Origin of the sequence: Phaeacidiphilus oryzae TH49 (genome assembly GCF_000744815.1) — a bacterium.
GTDB classification, from domain to species: domain Bacteria; phylum Actinomycetota; class Actinomycetes; order Streptomycetales; family Streptomycetaceae; genus Phaeacidiphilus; species Phaeacidiphilus oryzae.
Window position 1 is genome coordinate 2,940,191 of the sequence record NZ_JQMQ01000005.1, and the last position, 22,150, is coordinate 2,962,340.

The 22,150-nt window shown below is 72.9% G+C and carries 22 protein-coding genes; 8 read left to right on the forward strand and 14 right to left on the reverse strand.

The annotated features are described in order from the left end of the window. Positions 1-53 precede the first annotated feature (53 nt). Positions 54-458 carry an SCO4983 family protein gene (locus BS73_RS16825; RefSeq protein ID WP_037573369.1) on the forward strand — a complete coding sequence of 135 codons (405 nt, stop codon included), beginning with the start codon at positions 54-56 and terminating at the stop codon, positions 456-458. 74 nt (positions 459-532) lie between these two features. Here BS73_RS16825 and BS73_RS16830 read toward each other — a convergent pair whose 3' ends face one another. Continuing rightward, positions 533-2,347, reverse strand: a complete 1,815-nt coding sequence (locus BS73_RS16830) for a phosphoenolpyruvate carboxykinase (GTP) (RefSeq protein WP_037579920.1) — start codon at positions 2,345-2,347, stop codon at positions 533-535. Between the two features lie 256 nt (positions 2,348-2,603). Between BS73_RS16830 and trhA the strand changes: the two genes are divergently transcribed. Continuing rightward, on the forward strand, positions 2,604-3,278 hold the full coding sequence (gene trhA, locus BS73_RS16835) for a PAQR family membrane homeostasis protein TrhA (RefSeq protein WP_051940024.1): 675 nt from the start codon (positions 2,604-2,606) through the stop codon (positions 3,276-3,278). A gap of 27 nt (positions 3,279-3,305) precedes the next feature. On the opposite strand, the gene BS73_RS16840 is transcribed toward trhA, so the two are convergent. Both BS73_RS16840 and BS73_RS16845 read right to left on the reverse strand, forming a co-directional pair. Further along, on the reverse strand, positions 3,306-4,139 hold the full coding sequence (locus tag BS73_RS16840; protein WP_037573371.1) for a GNAT family N-acetyltransferase: 834 nt from the start codon (positions 4,137-4,139) through the stop codon (positions 3,306-3,308). 152 nt (positions 4,140-4,291) lie between these two features. Further along, positions 4,292-6,343, reverse strand: a complete 2,052-nt coding sequence (locus tag BS73_RS16845) for a thioredoxin domain-containing protein (protein WP_037573373.1) — start codon at positions 6,341-6,343, stop codon at positions 4,292-4,294. A 144-nt stretch (positions 6,344-6,487) separates the two neighbouring features. Here BS73_RS16845 and BS73_RS16850 point away from each other — a divergent pair, with 144 nt between their 5' ends. The 3 genes from BS73_RS16850 to BS73_RS16860 are packed head-to-tail and all read left to right on the forward strand — an operon-like array spanning position 6,488 to position 7,834. After that, a complete protein-coding gene (locus BS73_RS16850) occupies positions 6,488-6,889 on the forward strand; it encodes a hypothetical protein (RefSeq protein WP_037573375.1) in 402 nt (133 codons plus the stop codon). A gap of 10 nt (positions 6,890-6,899) precedes the next feature. Next, complete coding sequence (locus BS73_RS16855; protein WP_037573376.1) at positions 6,900-7,436, forward strand: hypothetical protein; 537 nt, start codon at positions 6,900-6,902, stop codon at positions 7,434-7,436. Beyond that, entirely contained in the window at positions 7,433-7,834 is a 402-nt protein-coding gene (locus BS73_RS16860) for a peptidase inhibitor family I36 protein (protein ID WP_037573378.1), read from the forward strand. The genes BS73_RS16855 and BS73_RS16860 overlap by 4 nt, the downstream gene beginning before the upstream one ends. Positions 7,835-7,917: 83 nt before the next feature. Here BS73_RS16860 and BS73_RS16865 read toward each other — a convergent pair whose 3' ends face one another. The 5 genes from BS73_RS16865 to BS73_RS16885 all read right to left on the reverse strand — a co-directional run bounded on the left by BS73_RS16865 (position 7,918) and on the right by BS73_RS16885 (position 13,561). After that, complete coding sequence (locus tag BS73_RS16865) at positions 7,918-8,394, reverse strand: ribose-5-phosphate isomerase (RefSeq protein WP_037573381.1); 477 nt, start codon at positions 8,392-8,394, stop codon at positions 7,918-7,920. Beyond that, positions 8,391-10,178 (reverse strand): dihydroxyacetone kinase family protein, encoded by a 1,788-nt coding sequence (locus BS73_RS16870; RefSeq protein WP_084704132.1) that lies wholly within the window; start codon positions 10,176-10,178, stop codon positions 8,391-8,393. Before BS73_RS16870 ends, BS73_RS16865 begins: the two co-directional genes overlap by 4 nt. Before the next feature lie 47 nt (positions 10,179-10,225). Beyond that, complete coding sequence (locus BS73_RS16875) at positions 10,226-11,554, reverse strand: MFS transporter (RefSeq protein WP_152617630.1); 1,329 nt, start codon at positions 11,552-11,554, stop codon at positions 10,226-10,228. Beyond that, positions 11,551-12,669, reverse strand: a complete 1,119-nt coding sequence (locus tag BS73_RS16880; RefSeq protein WP_322987271.1) for an alcohol dehydrogenase catalytic domain-containing protein — start codon at positions 12,667-12,669, stop codon at positions 11,551-11,553. Before BS73_RS16880 ends, BS73_RS16875 begins: the two co-directional genes overlap by 4 nt. 85 nt (positions 12,670-12,754) lie before the next feature. Continuing rightward, positions 12,755-13,561: a DeoR/GlpR family DNA-binding transcription regulator gene (locus BS73_RS16885; protein WP_084704133.1), complete on the reverse strand. Its 807-nt coding sequence runs from the start codon at positions 13,559-13,561 to the stop codon at positions 12,755-12,757. Between the two features lie 93 nt (positions 13,562-13,654). On the opposite strand from BS73_RS16885, the gene BS73_RS16890 reads away from it, so the two are divergent. Then, a complete protein-coding gene (locus BS73_RS16890) occupies positions 13,655-14,437 on the forward strand; it encodes a triose-phosphate isomerase family protein (protein WP_037573390.1) in 783 nt (260 codons plus the stop codon). 7 nt (positions 14,438-14,444) lie between these two features. Here the strand turns inward: BS73_RS16890 and nicT are convergent, their stop codons facing one another. From nicT to mca, 3 genes are all read right to left on the reverse strand, one after another. Further along, entirely contained in the window at positions 14,445-15,581 is a 1,137-nt protein-coding gene (nicT, locus tag BS73_RS16895; RefSeq protein WP_200886704.1) for a Nickel transporter NicT, read from the reverse strand. Positions 15,582-15,705: 124 nt separating this feature from the next. Next, positions 15,706-15,984: a hypothetical protein gene (locus tag BS73_RS16900; RefSeq protein ID WP_322987272.1), complete on the reverse strand. Its 279-nt coding sequence runs from the start codon at positions 15,982-15,984 to the stop codon at positions 15,706-15,708. 90 nt (positions 15,985-16,074) lie between these two features. Continuing rightward, complete coding sequence (gene mca, locus BS73_RS16905) at positions 16,075-16,959, reverse strand: mycothiol conjugate amidase Mca (RefSeq protein ID WP_084704134.1); 885 nt, start codon at positions 16,957-16,959, stop codon at positions 16,075-16,077. A gap of 130 nt (positions 16,960-17,089) precedes the next feature. On the opposite strand from mca, the gene BS73_RS16910 reads away from it, so the two are divergent. Together BS73_RS16910 and greA are read left to right on the forward strand one after the other, a co-directional pair. Next, complete coding sequence (locus BS73_RS16910) at positions 17,090-17,521, forward strand: DUF4307 domain-containing protein (protein ID WP_037573394.1); 432 nt, start codon at positions 17,090-17,092, stop codon at positions 17,519-17,521. A gap of 185 nt (positions 17,522-17,706) precedes the next feature. Next, positions 17,707-18,204, forward strand: coding sequence for a transcription elongation factor GreA (greA, locus tag BS73_RS16915; RefSeq protein WP_037573395.1), 498 nt, complete (start codon positions 17,707-17,709; stop codon positions 18,202-18,204). 545 nt (positions 18,205-18,749) lie between these two features. Here the strand turns inward: greA and BS73_RS16920 are convergent. From BS73_RS16920 to ilvA, 3 genes are all read right to left on the reverse strand, one after another. Continuing rightward, entirely contained in the window at positions 18,750-19,595 is an 846-nt protein-coding gene (locus tag BS73_RS16920; protein ID WP_037573397.1) for an ABC transporter permease, read from the reverse strand. After that, on the reverse strand, positions 19,595-20,689 hold the full coding sequence (locus tag BS73_RS16925; RefSeq protein ID WP_084704135.1) for an ATP-binding cassette domain-containing protein: 1,095 nt from the start codon (positions 20,687-20,689) through the stop codon (positions 19,595-19,597). The genes BS73_RS16920 and BS73_RS16925 overlap by 1 nt, the downstream gene beginning before the upstream one ends. A 117-nt stretch (positions 20,690-20,806) precedes the next feature. Next, on the reverse strand, positions 20,807-22,069 hold the full coding sequence (gene ilvA / locus BS73_RS16930; RefSeq protein ID WP_037573399.1) for a threonine ammonia-lyase: 1,263 nt from the start codon (positions 22,067-22,069) through the stop codon (positions 20,807-20,809). Between the last annotated feature and the right edge of the window lie 81 nt (positions 22,070-22,150).

Sequence of the window (22,150 nt, forward strand, 5' to 3'; positions counted from 1 at the left end):
AGACGTCGTCTAAAGTAGGCTGGGCCGCACCGGATGACCCAAGGAGGTCAGCCATGTACGAGCCCATCCGCCACAAGTCCGTGCACAGCAGCACCCACGTCGTCGGTCCTGCGACCGTCGCCGTCGCCGAGCCGGGCCCGGACTCCCTCGGCCGGCAGCTGGCCGGCCACCTCAGCGCGCTGCTGTCCGCGACGCGCCGCCTCCAGGAGATCACCGGTGACCCCGAACTGACGGCTGCGATAGGGCGGTTGGAGTCGCGCCTGGCCGAGCTGGGGCCGGCCGGCCCGCCGGCCAGGGACAGCCGTCCCGCCGGTGGGGGTGCCTCGGCGCTGCACGGCCACGCCCACGACCTGGCCGCACGCGTCCTGGTCGTGGCCGCGGCCCGCCAGGACACCACCACCGCGAAGCTGGCCTGCGACCGCATGGACGCCCACGCGCGCGGCGCGCAGCGCGCGTGATCGCGCCCCACTCGGCAACGGAACCGGGGCGACCCGGTGACCGCTGCCGAGTGCGGCGCAGCGCGTAGTCCGCGTCAGCCCAGGCGCTCGACCAGGCGGTTGTACTCGTCCCACAGCTCGGCCGGGGTGTGCGCGCCGAACCTCTCCAGGTGCTCGGGGATGAGGGACGCCTCTTCCTTCCACACCTCGCGGTCCACGCTCAGCAGGAGTTCGAGGTCCGCGCGGGACAGCCCAAGCCCCTTGAGGTCCAGCGAGTCCTCCGCCGGGAGGATCCCGATCGGCGTCTTCTCACCCTGGGCGATGCCCTCGAGCCGCTCGACGATCCACTTCAGCACCCGGCTGTTCTCGCCGAAACCCGGCCAGACGAACTCGCCGTCGGCGTTCTTCCGGAACCAGTTGACGTAGTAGATCTTCGGCAGCTTGTCCGGGTCCGCCGACGCGCCCAGCCGCAGCCAGTGGGCGAAGTAGTCGCCCATGTTGTAGCCGCAGAACGGCAGCATCGCGAACGGGTCCCGGCGCAGCTCGCCGACCTTGCCCTCGGCCGCGGCCGTCTTCTCGCTGGCCACGTTGGCGCCCAGGAAGACCCCGTGCTGCCAGTCGAAGGACTCGGTGACCAGCGGCACCGCCGAGGCCCGCCGGCCGCCGAAGAGGATCGCCGAGATCGGCACACCCGCCGGGTCCTCCCACTCGGGGGCGATGGTCGGGCACTGGGCGGCCGGCACGGTGAAGCGCGCGTTCGGGTGGGCGGCCGGGGTCTCGGACTCCGGGGTCCACTCGTTGCCGCGCCAGTCGGTGAGCCGGGCCGGCTTCTCGTCGGTCATGCCCTCCCACCAGACGTCGCCGTCCTCGGTCAGCGCGACGTTGGTGAAGACGGCGTTGCCCCAGAGGGTCTCGATCGCGTTGGCGTTGGTGTCCCGGCCGGTGCCGGGCGCCACGCCGAAGAAGCCGGCCTCCGGGTTGATGGCGTAGAGCCGGCCGTCCTCGCCGAAGCGCATCCAGGCGATGTCGTCGCCGATCGTCTCGACCTTCCAGCCGGGGACGGTCGGCTGCAGCATGGCCAGGTTGGTCTTGCCGCAGGCGGACGGGAAGGCGGCGGCCACGTAGCGGGGCTCGGACCCCCCTGGCGGGGTCAGCTTGAGCACCAGCATGTGCTCGGCCAGCCAGCCCTCGTCGCGGGCCATGGTCGAGGCGATCCGCAGGGCGTAGCACTTCTTGCCGAGCAGGGCGTTGCCGCCGTAGCCGGAGCCGTAGGACCAGATCTCCCGGGACTCCGGGAAGTGCGAGATCCACTTGGTGGGGTTGCACGGCCACGGCACGTCGGCCTGGCCGGGCTCCAGCGGGGCGCCGACGCTGTGCACCGCCTTGACGAACTCCCCGTCCTCGCCGAGGTGGTCGAGGACCGCCCGGCCCATCCGGGTCATGGTGCGCATCGAGACCGCGACGTACGCGGAGTCGGTGATCTCGACGCCGCAGGCGGCCAGCGGGGAGCCGACGGGGCCCATGCTGAACGGGACGACGTACATCGTCCGGCCGCGCATGGAGCCCTGGAAGATCTCGCGGAAGATGCCGCGCATCTCCTCCGGGTGCTTCCAGTTGTTGGTCGGCCCGGCGTCCTCCTCGCGCTCCGAGCAGATGAAGGTCCGGTCCTCGACGCGGGCCACATCCGTCGGATCCGAGGCGGCGTAGTAGGAGTTGACGCGTTTCTCGGGGTTGAGCCTCTTGAAGGTGCCCTGCTGGACCAGCAGTTCGCACAGGCGCTGGTACTCGGCCTCCGAGCCGTCGCACCACTCGATCCGGTCGGGCTGGGTGAGCTCCGCGATCTCGTTCACCCAGGCCACCAGACGCGGGTGCGTCGTGGGAGGCGTAGCAAGCTCGGCCGTGGCGGGCACGGCGGCATGGGCAGAGTTCTCGTTCGGCACGACGATCGCTCCGTTTCACGCCGGATCGACTCTGATCCGGCGTCGGTGTTTGAGGGTTGCGCGGATCGTATCTCTCTCACCGCTAAAGCGACATACCGCCCCTGATGGACAGCGCGGTCGAGTGAACGGTTTGTCCGTCGGCACCCGGATCGCCAGGCCGCCCGGGTGAGCAGCACCACGTTGTACTTATGGGTAACCTACGATTCCGTAGGTAGGGTCGTGGGGTATGACCGTCCAGTCCCTTCCCGTGTCCGGCGCCTACCCGCCGGATCCGCCGCTGAAGCCGCATCTGCGCGGGTGGCTGCATGCCGGGATGTTCCCGGCCTCGCTCGCCGCCGGCATCGTGCTGATCGCCCTCGCGGACTCCGCGCGGGCCCGGCTCTCCTGCGCCGTCTACGTCCTGACGGCCTGTCTCCTCTTCGGCGTCAGCGCCGTCTACCACCGAGGCCACTGGGGCGCGCGAGCGGCGGCGGTGCTCCGCCGGCTCGACCACGCCAACATCTTCCTGATCATCGCCGGCACCTACACACCGTTCACGGTGCTGCTGCTGCACGGGACCTCGCGGGCCGTGCTGCTGTCGGTGGTGTGGTCCGGCGCGCTGCTCGGGATCGCCTTCCGGACGCTGTGGCTGGGCGCTCCGCGATGGCTCTACACGCCCTGCTATCTGGCGCTCGGCTGGGCCGCGGTGTTCTTCCTGCCGCAGTTCGCGCGGTACGGCGGGGCGGCGGTGGTGACCCTGATCGTCGTCGGCGGGCTGCTGTACAGCCTGGGCGGCGTGGTCTACGCGCTGAAGCGGCCGAACCCGTCCCCGAAGTGGTTCGGCTTCCACGAGGTCTTCCACCTCTGCACGCTGGGGGCGTTCGCCGCGCAGTTCGTGGGCGTCTCGCTGATCGCCATGTAGCGGGCGCCGACCACTGCGGACAGAACGTCAGTTCCCGCGCCGGACCAGTCTCCGCTGATCGGCGATCGGCCGGTAGCCGAGCCGCTGGTAGAGGGCGTTGCTGGTGGGGTTGGCCAGGTCGGTGAAGAGCAGCACCTCCTCCGCGCCGGCGTCCAGGGCGGAGCGGGAGGCCGCGGCGGTCGCCGCTCCGGCGTAGCCGCGGCCGCGCAGCCCGGCGGGCGTGTACACGGGGGCGATCCGCGCCTGCCCGGCGACGACCTGCGACCGCCCGGCGAAGCAGACCGGCTCCCCGTCGACCTGCCACACGGTCAGCAGGCCGGAGCCGATCCGCCTGCCGGCCCACCCCTCGGGGTCGGCCAGTGGGTCGCCGCCGTGCGCCTCGGCGGTGAACTCGGCCGCCCAGCGGGCCAGCAGCGGGGCGTCCGCCTCCGCGGCGAGCCGGGCGGAGCCCTTCGGGGCCGGCCGCTGGGGCGTCAACTCGCCCAGCCGGTACAGCCGCTGCTCCTGCCGCACCCTCCACTCACCGCCGCGGGCCTCCGCGTACGCCGCCGCGAGCTCCGGGGCTCCGGTCACGGTGTCGCACGGGCGCAGACCGGCCAGCTCCGCCGCTGCCTCGGCCGGTCCCGGGCCGAGGACCACCCCGTGCGGCGGCGTTCGCAGCGCGCCGCCCAGCACCCGGCCGCCGCCGTCCCGGTAGACGCCGAACCAGGCGGGCCGCGGGCCCCACGGGTTGGCCCCGCCGTTGCCGCGGACCGCCTCGCTGACCGTCAGGAGCAGGGTGCAGAGCGCCGGGCGGGCGTGGAGGTAGCCGGCCGCGGCGCCGCGGAAGCGTTCGGCGTCCTCAAGGATCTCCCAGGCCATGGTCGATTCTGGCCCGGCCCGGGGCCGCCGGGCACCTGCTTTTCGCCCCGCCCGGCGACCTGGCTGGCGGGCCGGGCTAGCCGGTCGGGCGGGCCGGGCGGGCGAGCAAGCCGGGCGGGCGGGCGAGCAAGCCGGGCCGGCCTGGCGTCGCGTCACTTCCCGGCGGCCAGCCGCTCCCGCAGCTCGTCCGGCGAGGTCACCGGCAGCTCGCAGGTGAAGCCCCGGCAGACGTACGCCGCCGCCCGGCCGTCCACCAGCGGCCGGCCGGCCAGCAGCGGCACCTCGGCCGCGTCCCCGTCCTCGTCCGCGTCCCCGTCCGCGCCCGCGTCGGCGGCCGGGAGGCCGACCGCGATCGCCGCTCCCGGCGCGCCCGCCGCCGCCAGCGCCACCGCGCGCAGCGCCTCCCGCCCGGCGTCGCCCTCCGCGCCGACGATCGCGACCTCGCGCGGGCCGTCCGCGTACGCGGCGGCCACCGCCAGCCCCCAGCCGATGAACCGGGGGGCGCGCCCGGCCAGCGCGGAGACCACGCCGAGCGCCCGCTCGGCGGCGGTCCGGTAGGCGGCGCCGCCGGTGTAGGCCGCGTAGGTCAGCAGCGCCCCGGCCGCGGCCGTCCAGCCGGACGGGGTCGCGTTGTCGGTCGGGTCCTGCGGGCGGCGGATCAGCTGCTCGGCGTCGTCGGCCGTGTCGTACAGGGCCCCTGACGCCTCGTCGACGAAATGGCCGAGGACCGTGTCGAGCAGCCGGCCGGCCAGCGTCAGCCAGGCGGTCTCGCCGGTCACCGAGTAGAGGGCGAGGAAGCCCTCGGCCACGTCGCCGTAGTCCTCCAGCACCCCGGCGTTCGCCCCGACCCGGCCGTCCCGGGAGGTGCGCAGCAGCCGGCCGTCCTCGGTGAAGTGCAGCGCCACCAGCAGGTCGGCGGCGGCCTTGGCGGCCTCCACGAAGTCCGGGCGGTCCAGCAGCGCGCCGGCCTCGGCCAGGGCGGCGATCGCCAGGCCGTTCCAGGCCGCGACCACCTTGTCGTCCCGCGCCGGGCGGGTACGCCGCTCCCGCGCGGCGCGCAGCCGCTCCCGCGTGCCCTCGAACCAGGACGGGTCCTCGGCGTCCCGCGGAAGCTGGAGGACCGAGGCGCCCTCCTCGAAGGTGCCCTCCGCCGTCACCCCGAAGAGCTCGGCGGCGCGTCGGCCGTCCTCCGCGCCGAGCACCTCGGCCAGCTGCTCCGGCGTCCAGACGTAGAACGCGCCCTCCCGGCCGTCGCTGTCCGCGTCCAGCGCGGAGGCGAACCCGCCCTGCTCGGTGCGGAGTTCGCGGATCAGGAAGTCCCCGGTCTCCTCGGCGACCCGGCAGGCCAGCCGGTCGCCGTCGGCCCGCCACAGGTGGAGGTAGGCCCGCAGCAGCAGCGCGTTGTCGTAGAGCATCTTCTCGAAGTGCGGCACCACCCAGCCGGCGTCCACGGAGTAGCGGGCGAAGCCGCCGCCCAGCTGGTCGTAGACGCCGCCGCGGGCCATCGCCGAGCAGGTGCCGCGCGCCATGTCCATCGCGGCCGGGCCGCCCTCGCGGAGGAGGAACTCCAGCACCATGGACGGCGGGAACTTCGGGGCGCCGCCGAACCCGCCCCAAGCGGTGTCGTACTCCTGGGAGAGGCCGCGCAGCGCGGCCCTCAACTCGACCTCGCCGGGCGGGGTCTGGCCCTCGGCGACCGCGCCGAGGCCGCGCCCGGCCAGGTCGGCGACGATCCGGCCGGCGACGTCGCCGACCTCCTCCCGGCGGTCCTGCCAGGCGGTGGACACCCCGAGCAGCACCTGCCGGAAGGACGGCATGCCGTGCCGGGGCTCCGGCGGGTAGTAGGTGCCGAAGTAGAACGGCTCCCGGTCCGGCGTCAGGAAGACCGTCATCGGCCAGCCGCCCTGCCCGGTCGCCGCCTGCACCGCCTCCATGTAGACGGCGTCCACGTCCGGCCGCTCCTCGCGGTCCACCTTCACCGCCACGAACCGCTCGTTGACCAGCTCCGCGGTCTCCGGGTCCTCGAAGGACTCGTGCGCCATCACATGGCACCAGTGGCAGGCGGCGTAGCCGACGCTGAGCAGCACCGGCACGTCCCTGCGCCGGGCCTCCTCGAACGCCTCCGGCGACCAGGGCCACCAGTCCACCGGGTTCTCGGCGTGCTGCAGCAGATAGGGCGAGGTCTCATCAGCCAACCGGTTCATGCCGTCCAAGCTCTCACACCGGAGCGCGGCGGCCGGTTCGCCCGCGCGGGTGAATCACCCGTTTCCGCGCATATCGCCCCCGCCGCTGGGGATCGTGACCCTGCACGGTGCGGTCACCGTGCGTCACCTTCGGAGGGCCCTGCCTTGAACAAGCGTCAACTCGCGATCGCTGCTGCCCTGTTCGGGCTGGCCCAGCCGGTCGTCGCCGCGGCCCAGCCGGCCGCCGCCCACAACACGGACCGGGTACGCAGCGTGCGGATGCCCTCCGTGCCGGCCGGACATGTGTACTTCTGGCCCAGGCCCGGCCAGATGGGCGCCGCCTGGGACTACTCCCCGCCCGGGTACAAGGAGGCCGACCCGCGGGTGAAGCGCTCCGCGGGGTCCTACGACTCGCACGCCTCCGTGACCGTCTACGCGATCAGCTACCAGCCGGGCGGACAGTGCCTGTACCGGGCGATCTACCCGGACGACTACTCCGACAACTGGGAGTGGGCGGGGAAGTTCGACGGGGTCAGCGACACCACGATGGGGTGCGCGGCGGGCTGAGTCGCACGCGATGTCTCCGCACAAGACGGCCACCGCCCTGCCGGTGCTGCTCCTGGTGGCGGCGCTGCTGAGCGGCTGCGCCCGGGCGCCCGTCCAGCGCCTCTCCCCCGACGACCTCATCAAGGCCGCCACCCAGGTCCTCACCGACGACTGCCTCAGCCGCCGGGGTCTTCCCGCGCCCCGGCCGGACCGCAGTCCGCCGCCCCCCGCCGAGCAACGGCGCGTCTCGGAAGCCCTGTTCGGGACCGGGCCGGCCCAGCTCTCCGTCCGGCTGCCCACCGGGTTCGTCGTCCGCACCCACAGCGACGGCTGCCTCGCCGAGGCCCAGCGGCGGTTGTACGGGGACCAGCGGCGCTGGTTCCGCACCTCCGTGGTCGTCGACAACCTCGGGCCCGAAGCCGTCCGGGCCCGACTCCCGATCGCCGCGGTACGCGCCCGGCACCGCGCGGATCTCGCCGACTGGCGCCGGATGCGCGCCCACGCCGTCACGGCCGCGGTCGACCTGCTCAGCACCTACCGTCCCACGAAAGGAACACCGTCCCGATGAACCTGAAGAAGCCGCCCTCGACCGCCGCCCGGCGGTTCGTCGCCCTCCTCACCGCCTCGCTCCTCTCGGCCGGCGCCGTCCTCGCCACCTCCACCTCCGCACCGGCGGCGGACTGCGGCAGCGGGAACTTCTGCGTCTGGACCGACGCGAACTTCACCGGCCTGAAGATCGAGCACAGCGGCGACGACCACTGGTGGGAGGGCGACATGGCGTGGCACGACTCGTCCTGGGCCGACCACGGGATCTCCGGCCCGGGGGTGAAGGACCACGTCAAGGTCTACTCCGGCCGGGAACTCCTCGGCCACGTCACCATCTGCCTCTCCCCGGGCGAGGAGGTCGGCTACAACGCGGCCGCCAACGACCAGGGCGCCTCCCACACCTGGACGATGAGCTGCTGAGGCCCACCGCCTGAGGCACGCCGCCTCAGGCCGCGGGAGCCGCGCCCGGCCGGGGAACCCCCTGGCCGGGCGCGGTTCGGCGCTCAGCACTCCCCGCCGGCCCCCGTCTCGTAGCGACTCAGCGCCGCCACCTTCGCCGCCGAGGAACTCCCCGGGTCGAAGCGGTGGTCCAGCCACTCGGCGGCGAGCTTGCGGGCCAGCTCCAGGCCGACCACCCGCTGGCCCATGCACAGCACCTGGGCGTCGTTGCTCTTCACCGAGCGCTCCACGGAGTACGCGTCGTGCGCGGTGACCGCGCGGATCCCGGGCACCTTGTTGGCGGAGATCGCCACCCCGAGGCCGGTGCCGCAGACCAGCAGGGCGCGGTCGGCCCGGCCCTCGGCGATCAGCCGGGCGGCGGCCACCCCGATGTGCGGGTAGGCGGTCGCCTCCTCCGCGCCGACGCCGACGTCCAGCACCGCGGCCACCCGGTCGTCGGCCTCGAAGTCCGCCTTGAGCCGCTCCTTGTACTCGAATCCGGCGTCGTCGCAGCCCACGACGATGCGCAGCCGGTCCGTCATGCCGTTCCCACCTCCTCCCTGCTCGGTTCGGACGGGCGGCCCGGTTCCAGCCGGCCGCCCGGCACGGCCCGCCCCGCCGGTGCGGCCAGCAGCTCGCCCACCGCCGTGGCGATCAGGGCCAGCGAGACCGCGCCCGCGTCGGGGGTGCCCAGGCTCCGGTCCGCGAGCGGCCGGGCCCGGCCGATGCGGGGCCGCAGCCCGCTGGTCGCCTCGGCGGCGAGGGTCGCCTCCTCGGCCGCCGAGCGCCAGGCCGCCCCGAGCCCGGTGCCGCCGTCGGTGGCCCGGCTCAGCGCGTCGGCGAACGGGAGCAGCGCGTCCAGCATCGTCTTGTCGCCCGGCGAGGCCTGCCCGAGACCGCTCACCGCGTCGGCGAACGCCCTTACCCCAGCGGCGACTTCGGCCGCCGTGTACGACTCGGCACGGTCGTCGAGGGCGCGCCCGAAGGACTCCAGCGCCGCGCCCCACAGCACACCGGAGGTGCCGCCGGCGTGCTCGGCCCAGGACTGGCCGGCCTGCTGGAGCAGCCAGCCGGCGCCGGCCCCGGCCGCGGCGACCTCCTCGGCCCGGGCGGCGGCGAACTGGGAGCCGCGGACCATCCCGCGCCCGTGGTCCCCGTCGCCGGCGACCGCGTCGATCCGGCCGAGCCGCTCCTCGTGCTCCAGCATGGTGCGGTGGACGGCGGCCAGCGCCTCCCGTACCCGCTGCGCCAACTGCCGTGCGGCCGCGGAGGCTTCGGGGACGGTGGCGGCGGCCGCGGCCCCCGCGGGCCCTTCGGCCGTACGCAGCCCGGCGAGCGGGGCGCGGGACTTGCGGAAGGCCGGGGTGTAGGCGTCGGCGCGCCAACGCGGCTCCAGCTCCTCGTCCAGCCAGATCAGGGTGAGCGAGCAGCCGCCCATGTCGAGGCTGGTCACCAGCTCCCCCACCTCCGGGTCCACCAGCTCGATCCCGCGCCGCCGCAGCTCGGCGGAGACCCGGCCCCAGAGGAGGAAGAGCTCCTCGTACTTGGTCGCGCCCAGGCCGTTGAGGATCGCGCCGACCCGGCGGCCGGCCCCCGCGGGCGCGGCCGCCAGGATCCGTTCCACCAGCAGTTCGGCCAGCCCGCCCGCGCTCGGCACCGGCACCTCCTCGATGCCGGGCTCGCCATGGATGCCGAGGCCGAGGCCCAGATGCCCCTCGGGCACCTCGAACAGCGGCTGTCCGGCGCCGGGCAGGGTGCAGCCCGCGAAGGCCACGCCCAGGCTGCGGGTGGCCGCGTTGGCGGCCCGGCCGAGGCGCTCCACCTCGTCCAGGCCGAGGCCCTCGGCCGCCGCCGCGCCCATCACCTTGAAGACGGTGAAGTCGCCGGCGATGCCGCGGCGCCGGTCCTCCTCCTCGGCGGAGGCCAGGTCGTCGGTGACGACCACGATCCGGCAGTCGATCCCCTCCGCGCGCAGCCGTTCCGCGGCGATCCGGAAGTTGAGGACGTCCCCGGCGTAGTTGCCGAAGCTGAGGACGACGCCCAGGCCCTGGTCGGCGGCCTTCGCCACCGAGTAGACCTGGGCCGCCGAGGGCGAGGTGAAGACGTTGCCCACCACCGCGCCGCTCGCCATCCCCGGCCCCACCGTGCCGCAGAAGGCCGGGTAGTGACCGGAGCCGCCGCCGATCACGACCGCCACCTGCGCCCGCTCGCCGCGGTGGGCGACCACGCCGCCCGGCGCCCCGCGGAGGCGGTCGGCGTACAGGTCGAGGAAGCCGGCGAGCTGGTCGTCGGCGAAGTCCGCCGGGTCGTCGAAGATTCTGGTCACGAGAGTCCCTCCCTACACCACACGACTACAGGACGTCCGCCACCGGGTCACCGGGCCGCCATAGCCCGGCCCCGCTCCCGCTCGGCAGCGCTCTCGCCCTGCCGCACTTCGAGGAAGGACACCATGACGAAGGCGGCGCCGTACAGCACGACGAACGCCCACACGACCCCCGCATTGCCCAGCCCGAGGCCGAGCACCACGGCGACCACCGCGGAGCCGAGGAACGAGGCGCCGCCGGCGGCGGTGGTGTACATCGCCATCGCCGCGCCCTTGGACTCCGGTGCCAGCGCCGGCATGATCGCGCCCATCGGCACGAACCCGGCCAGCAGGCAGCCGAAGACGCAGCCCGCCACCACCGACACCCAGAACCCCCAGGTGGACCCGGCCGGCACCAGTTGCGGCACGTACCACCAGGCCAGCAGTCCGACCGAGGAGCCGAAGACACCGAACCACTGCACCGTCCGCCGCCAGCCCCAGCGGTCGCCGACAGCGCCGAAGAGCGCGTTGACCAGGATGTTCGTCGCGTAGACCAGAACCGTCATGGTCAGCCAGCGGCTCTGGCCCCAACCGCGGTCGTCGGAGATCACTGCGGGCAGGATGATGAACATCCCGTACTGCGGGGCCGTGTTGATCAGCCGGACCAGGAAGCCCATCAGCACCTTCGGCTCGCGCACGGTGAGCCGGACGCCCGCGGAGAGCACCTCCAGCGTGGACCTGTCCGGCGCGGCCACCCGCCGGTCCCCGCGCGGGTCCCGCACCGCGAACTGGGCGATCAGGAAGCCGATCACCACCAGGGCGATGGACGCGCCCATCGCACCGGTCTCGCCTCCGGTCCCGCCGCCGAAGGCCGGGATCATGCCGAGGGCGAAGAGCGAGCCGAGGGTCGGCAGGCCGCCGGTGAACATCACGTAGAACCAGCCGACGGCCGCGCCGTTGCGCTCCTTCGGCGTCACCAGGTTCACCCAGACCAGGAAGGAGAAGGCGAAGAGCGGGTAGCCGAAGCCGCGCAGGAAGTAGGTGACCCAGACCATCGGCGTGCTGCCGGCGCCCAGCGCCAGCAGGAAGAGCACCTCGAAGACGACCCACACCGCGGCGCCCAGCTGCATCACCCGGCGCGGTCCCCAGAGGTCAGCCAGCGAGCCGGAGAGGTAGCTGCCGACCAGCACGGCCACCCCGTACATCGAGATGATGGTGCCGGCGGTGGCGGTGTCGCTGTGCAGGACGCTCTGGATGTGCGGGGCGATGAAGTTGGACTCGGTGCCGTTGCCGGTCATGAAGACCAGCACGGCGAGGAAGCCCCAGCGCAGGGAGTGCGGGATGCCCACCCGGTCGAGGGCGCTGCCGGCGGGGGCGGTTCTCTCGGTCGTCGCGCTCACCGGGCCACCGCCTCCGCCTGGCCGGACAGGCCGTTCGGCAGGATGGAGACCTTCACCGAGGCGCCCGAGGTGTCGCCGACCAGGTCCAGGGCCTTCTGGAAGTCGCTCAGCGGGAACTGGTGGGTGCAGATGTCCTCCACCGGCACCCGGCCGTTCTCCAGCAGCTGGATGGCCGCCGGCCAGCAGTGCGGGCCGAGGTGGGCGCCGCGGACGTCCAGCTCCTTGTCGTCGGAGATGATCGACCAGTCGACCGTCACCTCCGAGCCGAAGACCGAGTACTCGACGTAGCGGCCCAGCTTGCGCAGCAGGTTGAGGCCCTGGCCGACGGCGGCGGTGGCCCCGGTGCCCTCCAGGTAGACGTCGGCGCCGTAGCCGTCGGTGAGCTCCTTGACCCGGGCGACCACGTCCTCCTTGGCGGGGTTGAGGGTGAGGTCGGCGCCGGTCCTCCGGCCGAGTTCCAGCTTGTCGTCGTCCAGGTCGAGGGCGATCAGCCTGAGCGGGTTCTTCTGCCGGGCGCCGGCTATCAGCCCAAGACCGATCGGTCCGCAGCCGGCGACCACCACGACGTCCTCGAAAGTGATCTCGGCGCGCTCCACAGCGTGCAGCGCGCAGGACAGCGGCTCGGCGTACGCGGCGTGATGCGGCTTCAGGTCGTGCGAGACCCGGTGCGCCCGCGCGTTCGGCGGGACCAGCATGTACTGGGCCATCGCGCCGTGGTGGTTGCGGAAGCCGAACATGTCGTGCGGCCCGCACATCCAGTACTGGCCGCGCCGGCAGTAGCGGCACTCCTCGCAGGGCACGATCTGCTCGCAGACGATCCGGTCGCCGACCGCGACCCGGTGCGCGGCCAGCGCGGCCCCGTCGCCGCCGACCACCACCCCGACGAACTCGTGCCCGGGGATGATCCCGCGCTGCGCCCAGGCCGGGCGGTTCTCGTCGCCCCAGAACTTGGCGGCGCCGTGGTAGCACTTGAGGTCGCTGGCGCAGACGCCCACCGCCTCGGTCCGCAGCAGCAGTTCGCCGGGGCCGGGCGTCGGGACGTCCACCTCCTCCAGGCGGTAGTCCTCCGGCCCGTGGACGACCACGGCCTGCATTCTCCTCGGCACGTCGATCACTACTACCTCCGTTGGCAGTCGGGTCTTGCGCGGTGGGGTTCAGCACTCACTCAGGTCAGATCAGGTCAGCTCAGGTCAGGTCAGCTCAGTTCAGGGCGGCGAACCGCACGTTGACGCCGCCCTCGCGCAGCGCCTCCAGCTCCTTCTCCGGGATGCGGTCGTCGACGATCACCAGGTCGAACCCGTCCAGCGGCGCCACCTGGTAGAGCGCCCGCTTGCCGAACTTGGTGTGGTCGACCAGCAGGACGCGGCGCTGGGCGGCGGCCAGCATGGCGCGCTTGACCAGGATCGCCTCCTGCGACTGGTGGTAGCAGTGGCCGTCGGCGACCGCCGAGGTCGAGACGAAGACCGTGTCGGCACGCAGCGGCCTGATGTGGTCGCAGGTCGCCATCCCCTGGAAGGCGTCGTAGTGCGGGTCGTAGCTGCCCCCCGCCGAGATCAGCTCGATGCCCGGCTGCCCGGCCAGCGTGTTGACGACGGCGAGGAAGTTGGTGATGACGGTCAGCGGCCCGTGCCCCGGAAGCTCCCTGGCCAGGGCGAGCGAGGTGGTGCTGTCGTCCAGCAGGACCGCCTGCCCCCGCTCGATCTCCTCCAGGGCCGCACGGGCCAACGCCGCCTTGGCCTCCCGCTGCTGGGTGGTCCGGTAGCGGACGTTGCTCTCGAAGAGGACGGACTGCTGCGCGGTGGCCGCCCCGCGGGTCTTGCGCAGCCAGCCCTCCTCGGCCAGCCGGTCCAGGTCGCGGTGGATCGTCATCACACTGACCCCCAACTCGCGGGCCAGGTCCTCGATCCGGGCGGATCCCAGTTCGAGCACCCGGTCGCGGATGCGGTCCTTGCGCGCCTGCGGGTTCAGCGACTCGGTGGCACCGGGGGTGGGTTCATCGGGGGACACGGCGCTTCCTTCCTGACCATTGCCCGACAAACTAACAGCGGTCGCCTCAGAGTCAACACCCCTCGTGTTAGGAATGTGCCCTAGGCTGTGAGCATGGCGATCGACACCGGGCTCGTCGGCGTGAGCCTCAAACTCCACCTCGGGTACGCGGAGAGCCGCGACTGGCTGCACCGGGTGCGCGCGCTGACCGATGCCGCCGGGGAGACGGGCGGCGCCGAACTCTTCGTCCTCCCCGCCTTCCCCCTGCTGCCGCTGGCCGCCGAGCTCTTCGCCGGCACCCCCGTCCGCTACGGCGCGCAGAACGCCCACAGCGCCCAGCGCGGGGCGTACACCGGCGAGGTCTCCCCGGCCATGCTGGCCGAACTCGGCTGCCACTACCTGGAGATCGGCCACGCCGAGCGCCGAGCGCTCTTCGGCGAGACCGACGCCGTCATCGCCGCCAAGACCCGGGCCGCCGCCGAGGCCGGCCTGACCCCGGTGCTCTGCGTCGGCGAGGAGCGGCCCGGCCCCGCGGCCGCCGCGGCCGACCGGGTACGCGACCAACTGGACGCCGCCCTGGCCGAGTTCCCGGCCCACCGGCCGCTCGTGGTGGCCTACGAACCGGTCTGGGCGATCGGCGCGGCAGCCGCCGCCTCCCCCTCCCACATCACCGCCGTCACCGGCGCCGTCCGCGCCCACCTGACCGACCGCCCGACCCGCATCCTGTACGGCGGCAGCGCCGCCCCCGGGCTCTACCCCCACCTGGCGAAGACCGCCGACCACGCCGCCCACCTCCCGGACGGCCTCTTCCTGGGCCGCTCGGCGCACGACACCACCCACCTGGCGACCGTCCTCCAGGAGGTCGGAGCGCGGTGCGGCGCTGACGGAGGGTCCTGACCGAGAGTCAGACCCGCTCCTCCACCGCCGGGGTCGCGGCCGGGGCGGTGGACGGGCCCGCAGTGGCGGTGGCCGGGGTCCACTTCTCCTCGATGCGGGCGTAGCGCCAGATCAGGAGGGCGACCGCCCAGGTGGCGACGAAGAGGCCGACGATGACGAAGCCGACGTTGTTGAGGTCCAGGGAACCGATCCAACCGACCGCGCCCGTGGTCCAGTTCATCTTCTCGGAGAGGAGGGAGACCAGCTCGATACCGCCGATGATCACTGCCACCGCGACGCTGAGCGCGGTGATGGTGATGTTGTAGTAGACCTTCCGCACCGGGCGGGCGAAGGCCCAGTCGTAGGCGAAGTTCATGAACGAGCCGTCGACGGTGTCGAGGAGGCACATCCCGGCCGCGAAGAGCACCGGCAGGGTCAGGATCGCGTACCAGGGCAGGGCGAACGCGGAGGCGCCGCCGGCCAGGACGAGCAGCGAGACCTCGGTGGCGGTGTCGAAGCCGAGCCCGAAGAGGAACCCGATCGGGTACATGTGCCACGGCTTGGTGACGGCCTTGGTGAGCCGGCCGAGCAGCCGGTTCATGAAGCCGCGCTTGTTGAGCTGCTCCTCCAGCTCGGCCTCGTCGTACTCGCCGGACCGCATCCGCCGGAAGACCTTCACGATGCCGCGCAGCACGCCCAGGTTGATCGCCGCGATCAGCATCAGGAAGACGCCGGAGACCAGCGTGCCGATCAGACCGGTGGTGGCCTGCAGTGTGGAGTCCCCGTTCTCCACCTGTCCGGCCAGCGCCCGCACGCCGAAGGAGAGGAGCAGGCAGAGCGCGAAGACCACCGACGAGTGGCCGAGCGAGAACCAGAAGCCGACCGACAGCGGGCGCTGCCGCTCCCCCATCAGCTTCCTGGTGGTGTTGTCGATCGCCGCGATGTGGTCCGCGTCGAAGGCGTGCCGCATTCCCAGGGTGTAGGCGGTGACGCCCATCCCGGCGCCGAAGGCGGCCGTGCCGACCTTGTAGTGGGCCGGCTGCACGATCGCGAGGAGGGTGATCCAGCCGACCAGGTGGAGCAGCACGATGAACCCCGCCATGCCGCCGAGCCGGCTCCATTCGCGGCGGGTCAGCGCCGCGCGGATCCGACTCATCCTGGTCATGCCCATGGCAGTCCCCTCCTGGCCCGGTGACGGGGGGTCGTCCCCCTGGACCAAGGTAGGAGCCAGCCATATGTAATTGCAAGTCCTTCGCAATAAGCCGCCACCGCCGCGGCGACCTGCTGGTTCAGGCCTTCTTCTGCCGCTTCTCCTCGGCCGCGGGGGCCGAGGAGGCCGCCGGGCCGGACGAGGACGCCGGGGGCGACGAGGGCGCGGGGACGGTGGCCTTCGGGTCCGGCGCCTCCTCGAAGTCCACCTTGTGGAACTGGCGGTTCATGTTCTTGAAGAGCCACCAGCAGGCCAAAGCCAGCACGATGAACACGATGAAGCCGAGGATGCCCGGGGTGACCTTGTTGTCGTCCAGGGCGAGCTGGGTGAGCGCGAGGGCGTGCATGGAGGAGTTCACCTGTCCATGGTCCCCCCGCCGGGCGACGGCGAGGGGACCGGGGTCGGTACTTACCGGGGTGTGTCGGACACCCCGCGGGTCGACAGGCCGTCAGCCGACGACGGCGGTCTCGCGGACGCCCGCGAACAGGTCGTCCTCCGGCAGCGAGGTGTCCACCAGGGAGCGGGCGAGCTCGTAGTCCTCGGTGGGCCAGACCTCCTTCTGGAGCTCCATCGGGATCCGGAACCACGGCCCCTCCGGGTCGATCTGCGTCGCGTGGGCGATCAGCGCCCGGTCCCGCACCTCGAAGAAGTCGGCGCACGGGATGTGGGTGCTGATCGGCCGCTCCTCGCGGCCGGCCTTCTCCCAGCGCTCGATCCACTCCATGTACGGCGACTCCAGGCCGCGCTCCTTCATCGCCGCGTCCAGCGCGCGGATCCGGCCCATCGTGAAGCCGTGGTTGTAGTACAGCTTCTGCGGCTGCCAGGGCTCGCCGGCCTCCGGGTACGCCTCCGGATCGCCGGCCGCCTCCCAGGCCGCGATGGTGATCTTGTGGGTCATGATGTGGTCCGGGTGCGGGTACCCGCCGTTCTCGTCGTACGTGGTGATCACCTGCGGACGGAACGCGCGGATCAGCCGCACCAGCGGCTCCGCGGCCTTCTCCAGCGGCTGGAGGGCGAAGCACCCGTCCGGCAGCGGAGGCAGCGGGTCCCCCTCCGGCAGCCCGGAGTCGACGAAGCCCAACCAGGACTGCTTGACCCCGAGGATCTCGCGGGCCGCCGCCATCTCCTTGGCCCGCACCTCGTGGATGTTCTCCTCGATCCAGGGGTCGCCCTGGAGCTTCGGGTTGAGAATGGAGCCGCGCTCACCACCCGTGCAGGTGGCGACCATCACGTCCACGCCCTCGGCGACGTACTTCGCCATGGTCGCGGCGCCCTTGCTGGACTCGTCGTCCGGGTGCGCGTGCACCGCCATCAGTCGCAACTGCTCGCTCAACGGCCGGTTGCCCTTCGTGTCTTCGATCGGGAGGTTCGGGTCGGGGACGGATCGGTAGTTCCGCCCTCCTATAGTGACCGACTGGGAGTACTGGGAATTCCGCGGTGCCCCAGGAGGAGGCGAAAGTCCGATGAGCGCTACGGCTCGGGTCCCCGGTCCGTCGAACCCGGCGGGCAGGCCGGCCGGCCGGTACGGCGGCGGTCCGCGCGGCGACGCGACGGCCGACCGCAAGCTCAAGCGGATCGGGCTGGTCCTCGGCATCCTGGCGGTCTGCGGGCTGGTCGCGCTGGCGGTCAGCTATCTGCAGGGCGCGAAGGTGAGCGGCGAGGTGGTCGCCTTCCAGGTGACCGGGGACCACGCCGTCCAGGTGCACCTGGGCGTCGACAAGTCCAGCGGCTCCGCCGGCACCTGCACGCTGAGCGCCCTCGACACCGACCAGGCCGAGGTGGGCCGGATCACGGTGCCGATTCCGGCCAAGGGCGACAGCTACGACAGCATCGTGACCATTCGCACCATTCACCGCGCCACCGCCGCTCAGCTCGTCAGCTGCTCGGGCAAGTAGCGGCCGCCGGGCCCCGCGTTGCAGGCTCCGCCGGCCGGGCCTCGCCGACCCGACCTCGCCGACGGCAGCCGCTCCCCCTCCAGCGCGGAAATTGTTACGCTCGTGGTTTCGCCCCTTCCGGGACGCGGCACATCCGGAAGCGGGCGTTGATTTGTAGTACCACCACGTACCTACGAGGAGCACCTGTGACCCAGACCAGCGAGAACGTCACCTGGCTCACCCAGGAGGCGTACGACCAGCTCAAGAGCGAGCTGGAGTATCTGTCGGGTCCCGCACGCACCGAGATCGCCAAGAAGATCGAGGCGGCTCGTGAGGAGGGCGACCTCCGGGAGAACGGCGGGTACCACGCCGCGAAGGAAGAGCAGGGCAAGCAGGAACTGCGCATCCGCCAGCTCACCCAGCTGCTGGAGAAGGCGCAGGTCGGGGAGGCCGCCGCGGACAACGGCACGGTCGGCCCGGGCATGGTGGTGACCATCGCCTTCGACGGCGACCCGGACGACACCCTGACGTTCCTCCTCGGCTCCCGCGAGGTGGCCAACGACGACATCGAGATCTACTCGCCGCAGTCGCCGCTGGGCAAGGGCATCAACGGCCACAAGGTGGGCGACACGACCCACTACGAGCTCCCCAACGGCAAGAAGGCCAAGGTCAAGATCATCGAGGCCAAGCCGTACAAGGGCTGAGCGGTCGCAACACCACCCGACCGGGGGCGCCACGCCCCACCCGCCCCCGCCGGCCACGCTCACCCCGCTCGTCTCGATCACCCGGCCCGCCAGGCCCGGCGCATGCCACCCTGGCGGGCCGCGTCATGCCGCGCCCGGGCCGCTGTCGGCGTGAGCCCCCGGCCCTGAGCTAGGGGCGCCACCGCCACCCGGCCGCCGGCCCCCTGCCTCGATCACCCGGCCCCGGCCCACGCCACCCTGGCGGTCCGCATCGCGCTGCGGCCCCACCGCCCGGCCCGCCGCCGGCCCTGAGCCCCCGGCCTGAGTCCCCCGCCCTGAGCTAGGGGCGCCACCGCCACCGGGCCCCGGCCCCGCGCACCTCGATCACCCCCGGCCCGCCAGGCCCGGCGCATGCCACCCTGGCGGGCCGCGTCATGCCGCGGCCCGGCCGCCCGGTCCTGAGCCCGGTTCCGGCCCCGGTACTCCGCGGCCCGCGGGCGGCAACCCGCCCCGTCCCCCGCACGCCTCGGGTTTGGCGGCCGCTCGGGCCCTGCGCCACGCCCGCCTCAGCCGGTCGAGGAGCGGTACTTGCGGACCGAGAGGGTGGCGAAGACGGCCAGGATCAGCAGGGACCACAGGACCGAGGCGAGGACCGGGTGCTGCATCGGCCAGACGGCCGGAATCGGGCCGGTCGGGTTGCCGAAGAGCTGACGGCAGGCCAGCACGGTGGTGCTGAAGGGGTTCCACTCCGCCACCGGTTGCAGCCAGCCCGGCATGGTCGAGACCGGCACGAACGCGTTCGAGACGAAGGTCAGCGGGAAGAGCCAGACCAGCCCGCCCGAGGTGGCCGCCTCCGGGCTGCGCACGGAGAGGCCGATCAGCGCGCCGATCCAGGAGAAGGCGTAGCCCAGCAGCAGCAGGATCAGGAAGGCGGCCAGCGCCTGTGCCGCGCCGTTGTGGATCCGCCAGCCGATCGCGAAGGCGACCAAGCCCAGCACCACCAGGATCAGCGCGGTCTGCACCAGATCCGCGAAGGTCCGGCCGACCAGCACTGCGGAGCGGGCCATCGGCAGCGAGCGGAAGCGGTCCACCAGCCCCTTCGTCATGTCCTCCGCGATCCCGGCCGAGGAGCCGGCGGTGGCGAAGGTGACCGTCTGGGCGAAGATGCCGGCCATCAGGTACTGCTTGAACGACCCCGGCCCGGCACCGGGCACCTGGATCGCCCCGCCCATCACATAGGTGAACAGCAGCACGAACATCACCGGCTGCATCAGCCCGAAGACCATGATCTCCGGGATCCGGGTCATCCGGCGCAGGTTCCGCTTGCAGACCACCAGCGCGTCCCGCAGCGCGCCGAGCGGCCCGCGCGCCCCGCCGACCGGTGGGGCCATCCCCTGGGTGATCACGGACATCAGCGCGCACCCCTCTCCCGAACGTCCTCCACGTCCCGAAGGTTCTCCACGTCCCGCACCTTCTCGCCGTCGTCCCCGTCCCGCACGGCGGTCGCCCCGCCCTCCCCGCCGCCCCCGCCGTCGGGGTCGTCCGGATCCGCGGACGCCTCCGCCTCCTCCGCGACGTGGCCGGTGAGGGAGAGGAAGACGTCGTCCAGCGTCGGCCGGCGCAGCCCGATGTCGTCGATCACGATCTGCCGGGCGTCCAGCTCCCGGATGCAGTCCGCCAGCACCCGCGCCCCGCCGCTGACCGGCAAAGTGATCCGCCGGGTGTGCGGTTCGACGGCAGGCTCGCCCTTCGCGAACGGCGTCAGCGCCTCGACGGCGGTCGGGATCAGCGTCCGGTCGTGCACCACCACCTCGACCCGCTCGCCGCCGATCATCGCCTTGAGCTCGTCGGCCGTGCCCCGGGCGATCACCCGGCCGGCGTCCACCACGGCGATGTCGTGCGCCAGCCGGTCGGCCTCCTCCAGGTACTGGGTGGTGAGGAGGAGGGTGGTGCCCTCCTTGACCAGGTCCTCGATGACGCCCCAGAGGGCGATCCGGTTCCGCGGGTCGAGGCCGGTGGTCGGCTCGTCCAGGAAGATCACCGGCGGCCGGACGACCAGCGCGGCGGCCAGGTCGAGCCGCCGGCGCATGCCGCCGGAGTAGGTCTTCGCGGTCCGGCCGGCGGCCGCGGTGAGGTTGAACCACTCCAGCAGCTGGTCCGCCCGGGCCTTCGCCTGACGGGACGACATCTGGTAGAGCTCGCCGACCATCTGGAGGTTCTCCCGGCCGGTCAGGTACTCGTCCACGGCGGCGGACTGGCCGGACAGGCCGATCCGTCTGCGGACCTCGTCGGGTCTCTTCAGCACGTCGAGGCCGGCCACCGTGGCCCGGCCCTCGTCGGGGCGGAGGAGGGTGGTGAGGACACGGACGGTGGTGGTCTTCCCGGCGCCGTTCGGTCCGAGCAGCCCGAGGACGGTGCCCTCCGGCACGTCCAGATCCACCCCGTCCAGCGCGCGTACGTCGCCGAAGTTCTTGACCAGTCCTTCGGCGGTGATGGCTCCGGCCATCGGGTCTCCTCGGAGAGTGCGGACGGTTCCTGCTACCGCTGCCTGGTTTCGCTCTCCGCCAGCTTGCCCGAAGGCACTGACAATCGCCCTCCGATTACTCCCGCCCCTGACCGGCCGTCAGACCACCACGTACCCTGCCTCGCGCAGCGCCGCCAGCACCGCCTCGCAGTGCTCCGGCCCCTTGGACTCCAGCCGCAGGTCGACCTCCGCCTCGCCCAGGTTCAGCTTGGGGTCGGTCCGCACGTGCGCCACGTCCACCACGTTCGCGTCCGTCGCGGAGAGCGTCGCCAGCAGCGCGGCCAGCGCGCCCGGGCGGTCGGTGAGCCGCAGCCGCAGCGAGAGGTACCGGCCGGCCGCGGCCATCCCGTGCCGCAGCACCCGCTGCATCAGCAGCGGGTCGATGTTCCCGCCGGAGAGGACGGCCACCACCGGGCCGTCGAACCCCGGCTCCTCCGAGTCCGGGTCGGCGGCCTCCAGGAGGGCGGCCACCGGGCTCGCCCCCGCCGGTTCCACCACCATCTTGGCCCGCTCCAGGCAGACCAGCAGCGCCCGGGAGAGGGCGTCCTCGGAGACCGTCCGCACCCCGTCCGCCAGGTGCTCCACGATCCCGAAGGGGACGTCGCCCGGGCGGCCGACCATGATGCCGTCGGCCATGGTGGCGAAGGAGTCCAGGGTCACCGGATGCCCGGCGGCCAGCGAGGGCGGGTACGCCGCCGCGCCCGCGGCCTGCACCCCGATCACCCGCACGTCCGGCCGCAGCGGTTTGACCGCCGCGCTGATGCCGGCGATCAGCCCGCCGCCGCCCACGCCGACCAGGATGGTCCGCACCTCCGGGCACTGCTCCAGGATCTCCAGGCCGAGGGTGCCCTGCCCGGCCACGATGTCCGGGTGGTCGAACGGGTGGATGAAGACCGCGCCGGTCTCCTCCGCGTACTCCTTGGCGGCGGCCAGCGCCTCGTCCACGGTCTGCCCGTGCAGCCGCACGTCGGCGCCGTAGTCGCGGGTGGCGGCGACCTTCGGCAGGGGCGCCGGCACCGGCATGAAGACGGTGGACCGGACGCCGAGCAGCGAGGCCGCCAGCGCCACGCCCTGCGCGTGGTTGCCGGCGCTCGCGGCGACCACGCCGGCGGCCCGCTCGACGGGGTTGAGGCCGGCGATCCTGACGTACGCCCCGCGCAGCTTGAACGACCCCGTCCGCTGGAGGTTCTCGCACTTCAGGTGGACCGGGGAGCCGACCAGGCCGGAGAGATGGCGGCTGCCCTCCATCGGGCTGCACCGGGCCACGCCGGAGAGCATCTTGTGGGCGCCGCGGATGTCGTCCAGGGTCACCGGAGACTCGTACCGCTCGTTGCGCGCGGAGTGCTGCGTGGGGTGCTGCATGGGCGTCAGCCTATTGCTTCGCGACCGGCCCGCACCGAACGGGCACAGGTGGTACTCACCCTGCTCAACCCCCGATACCCT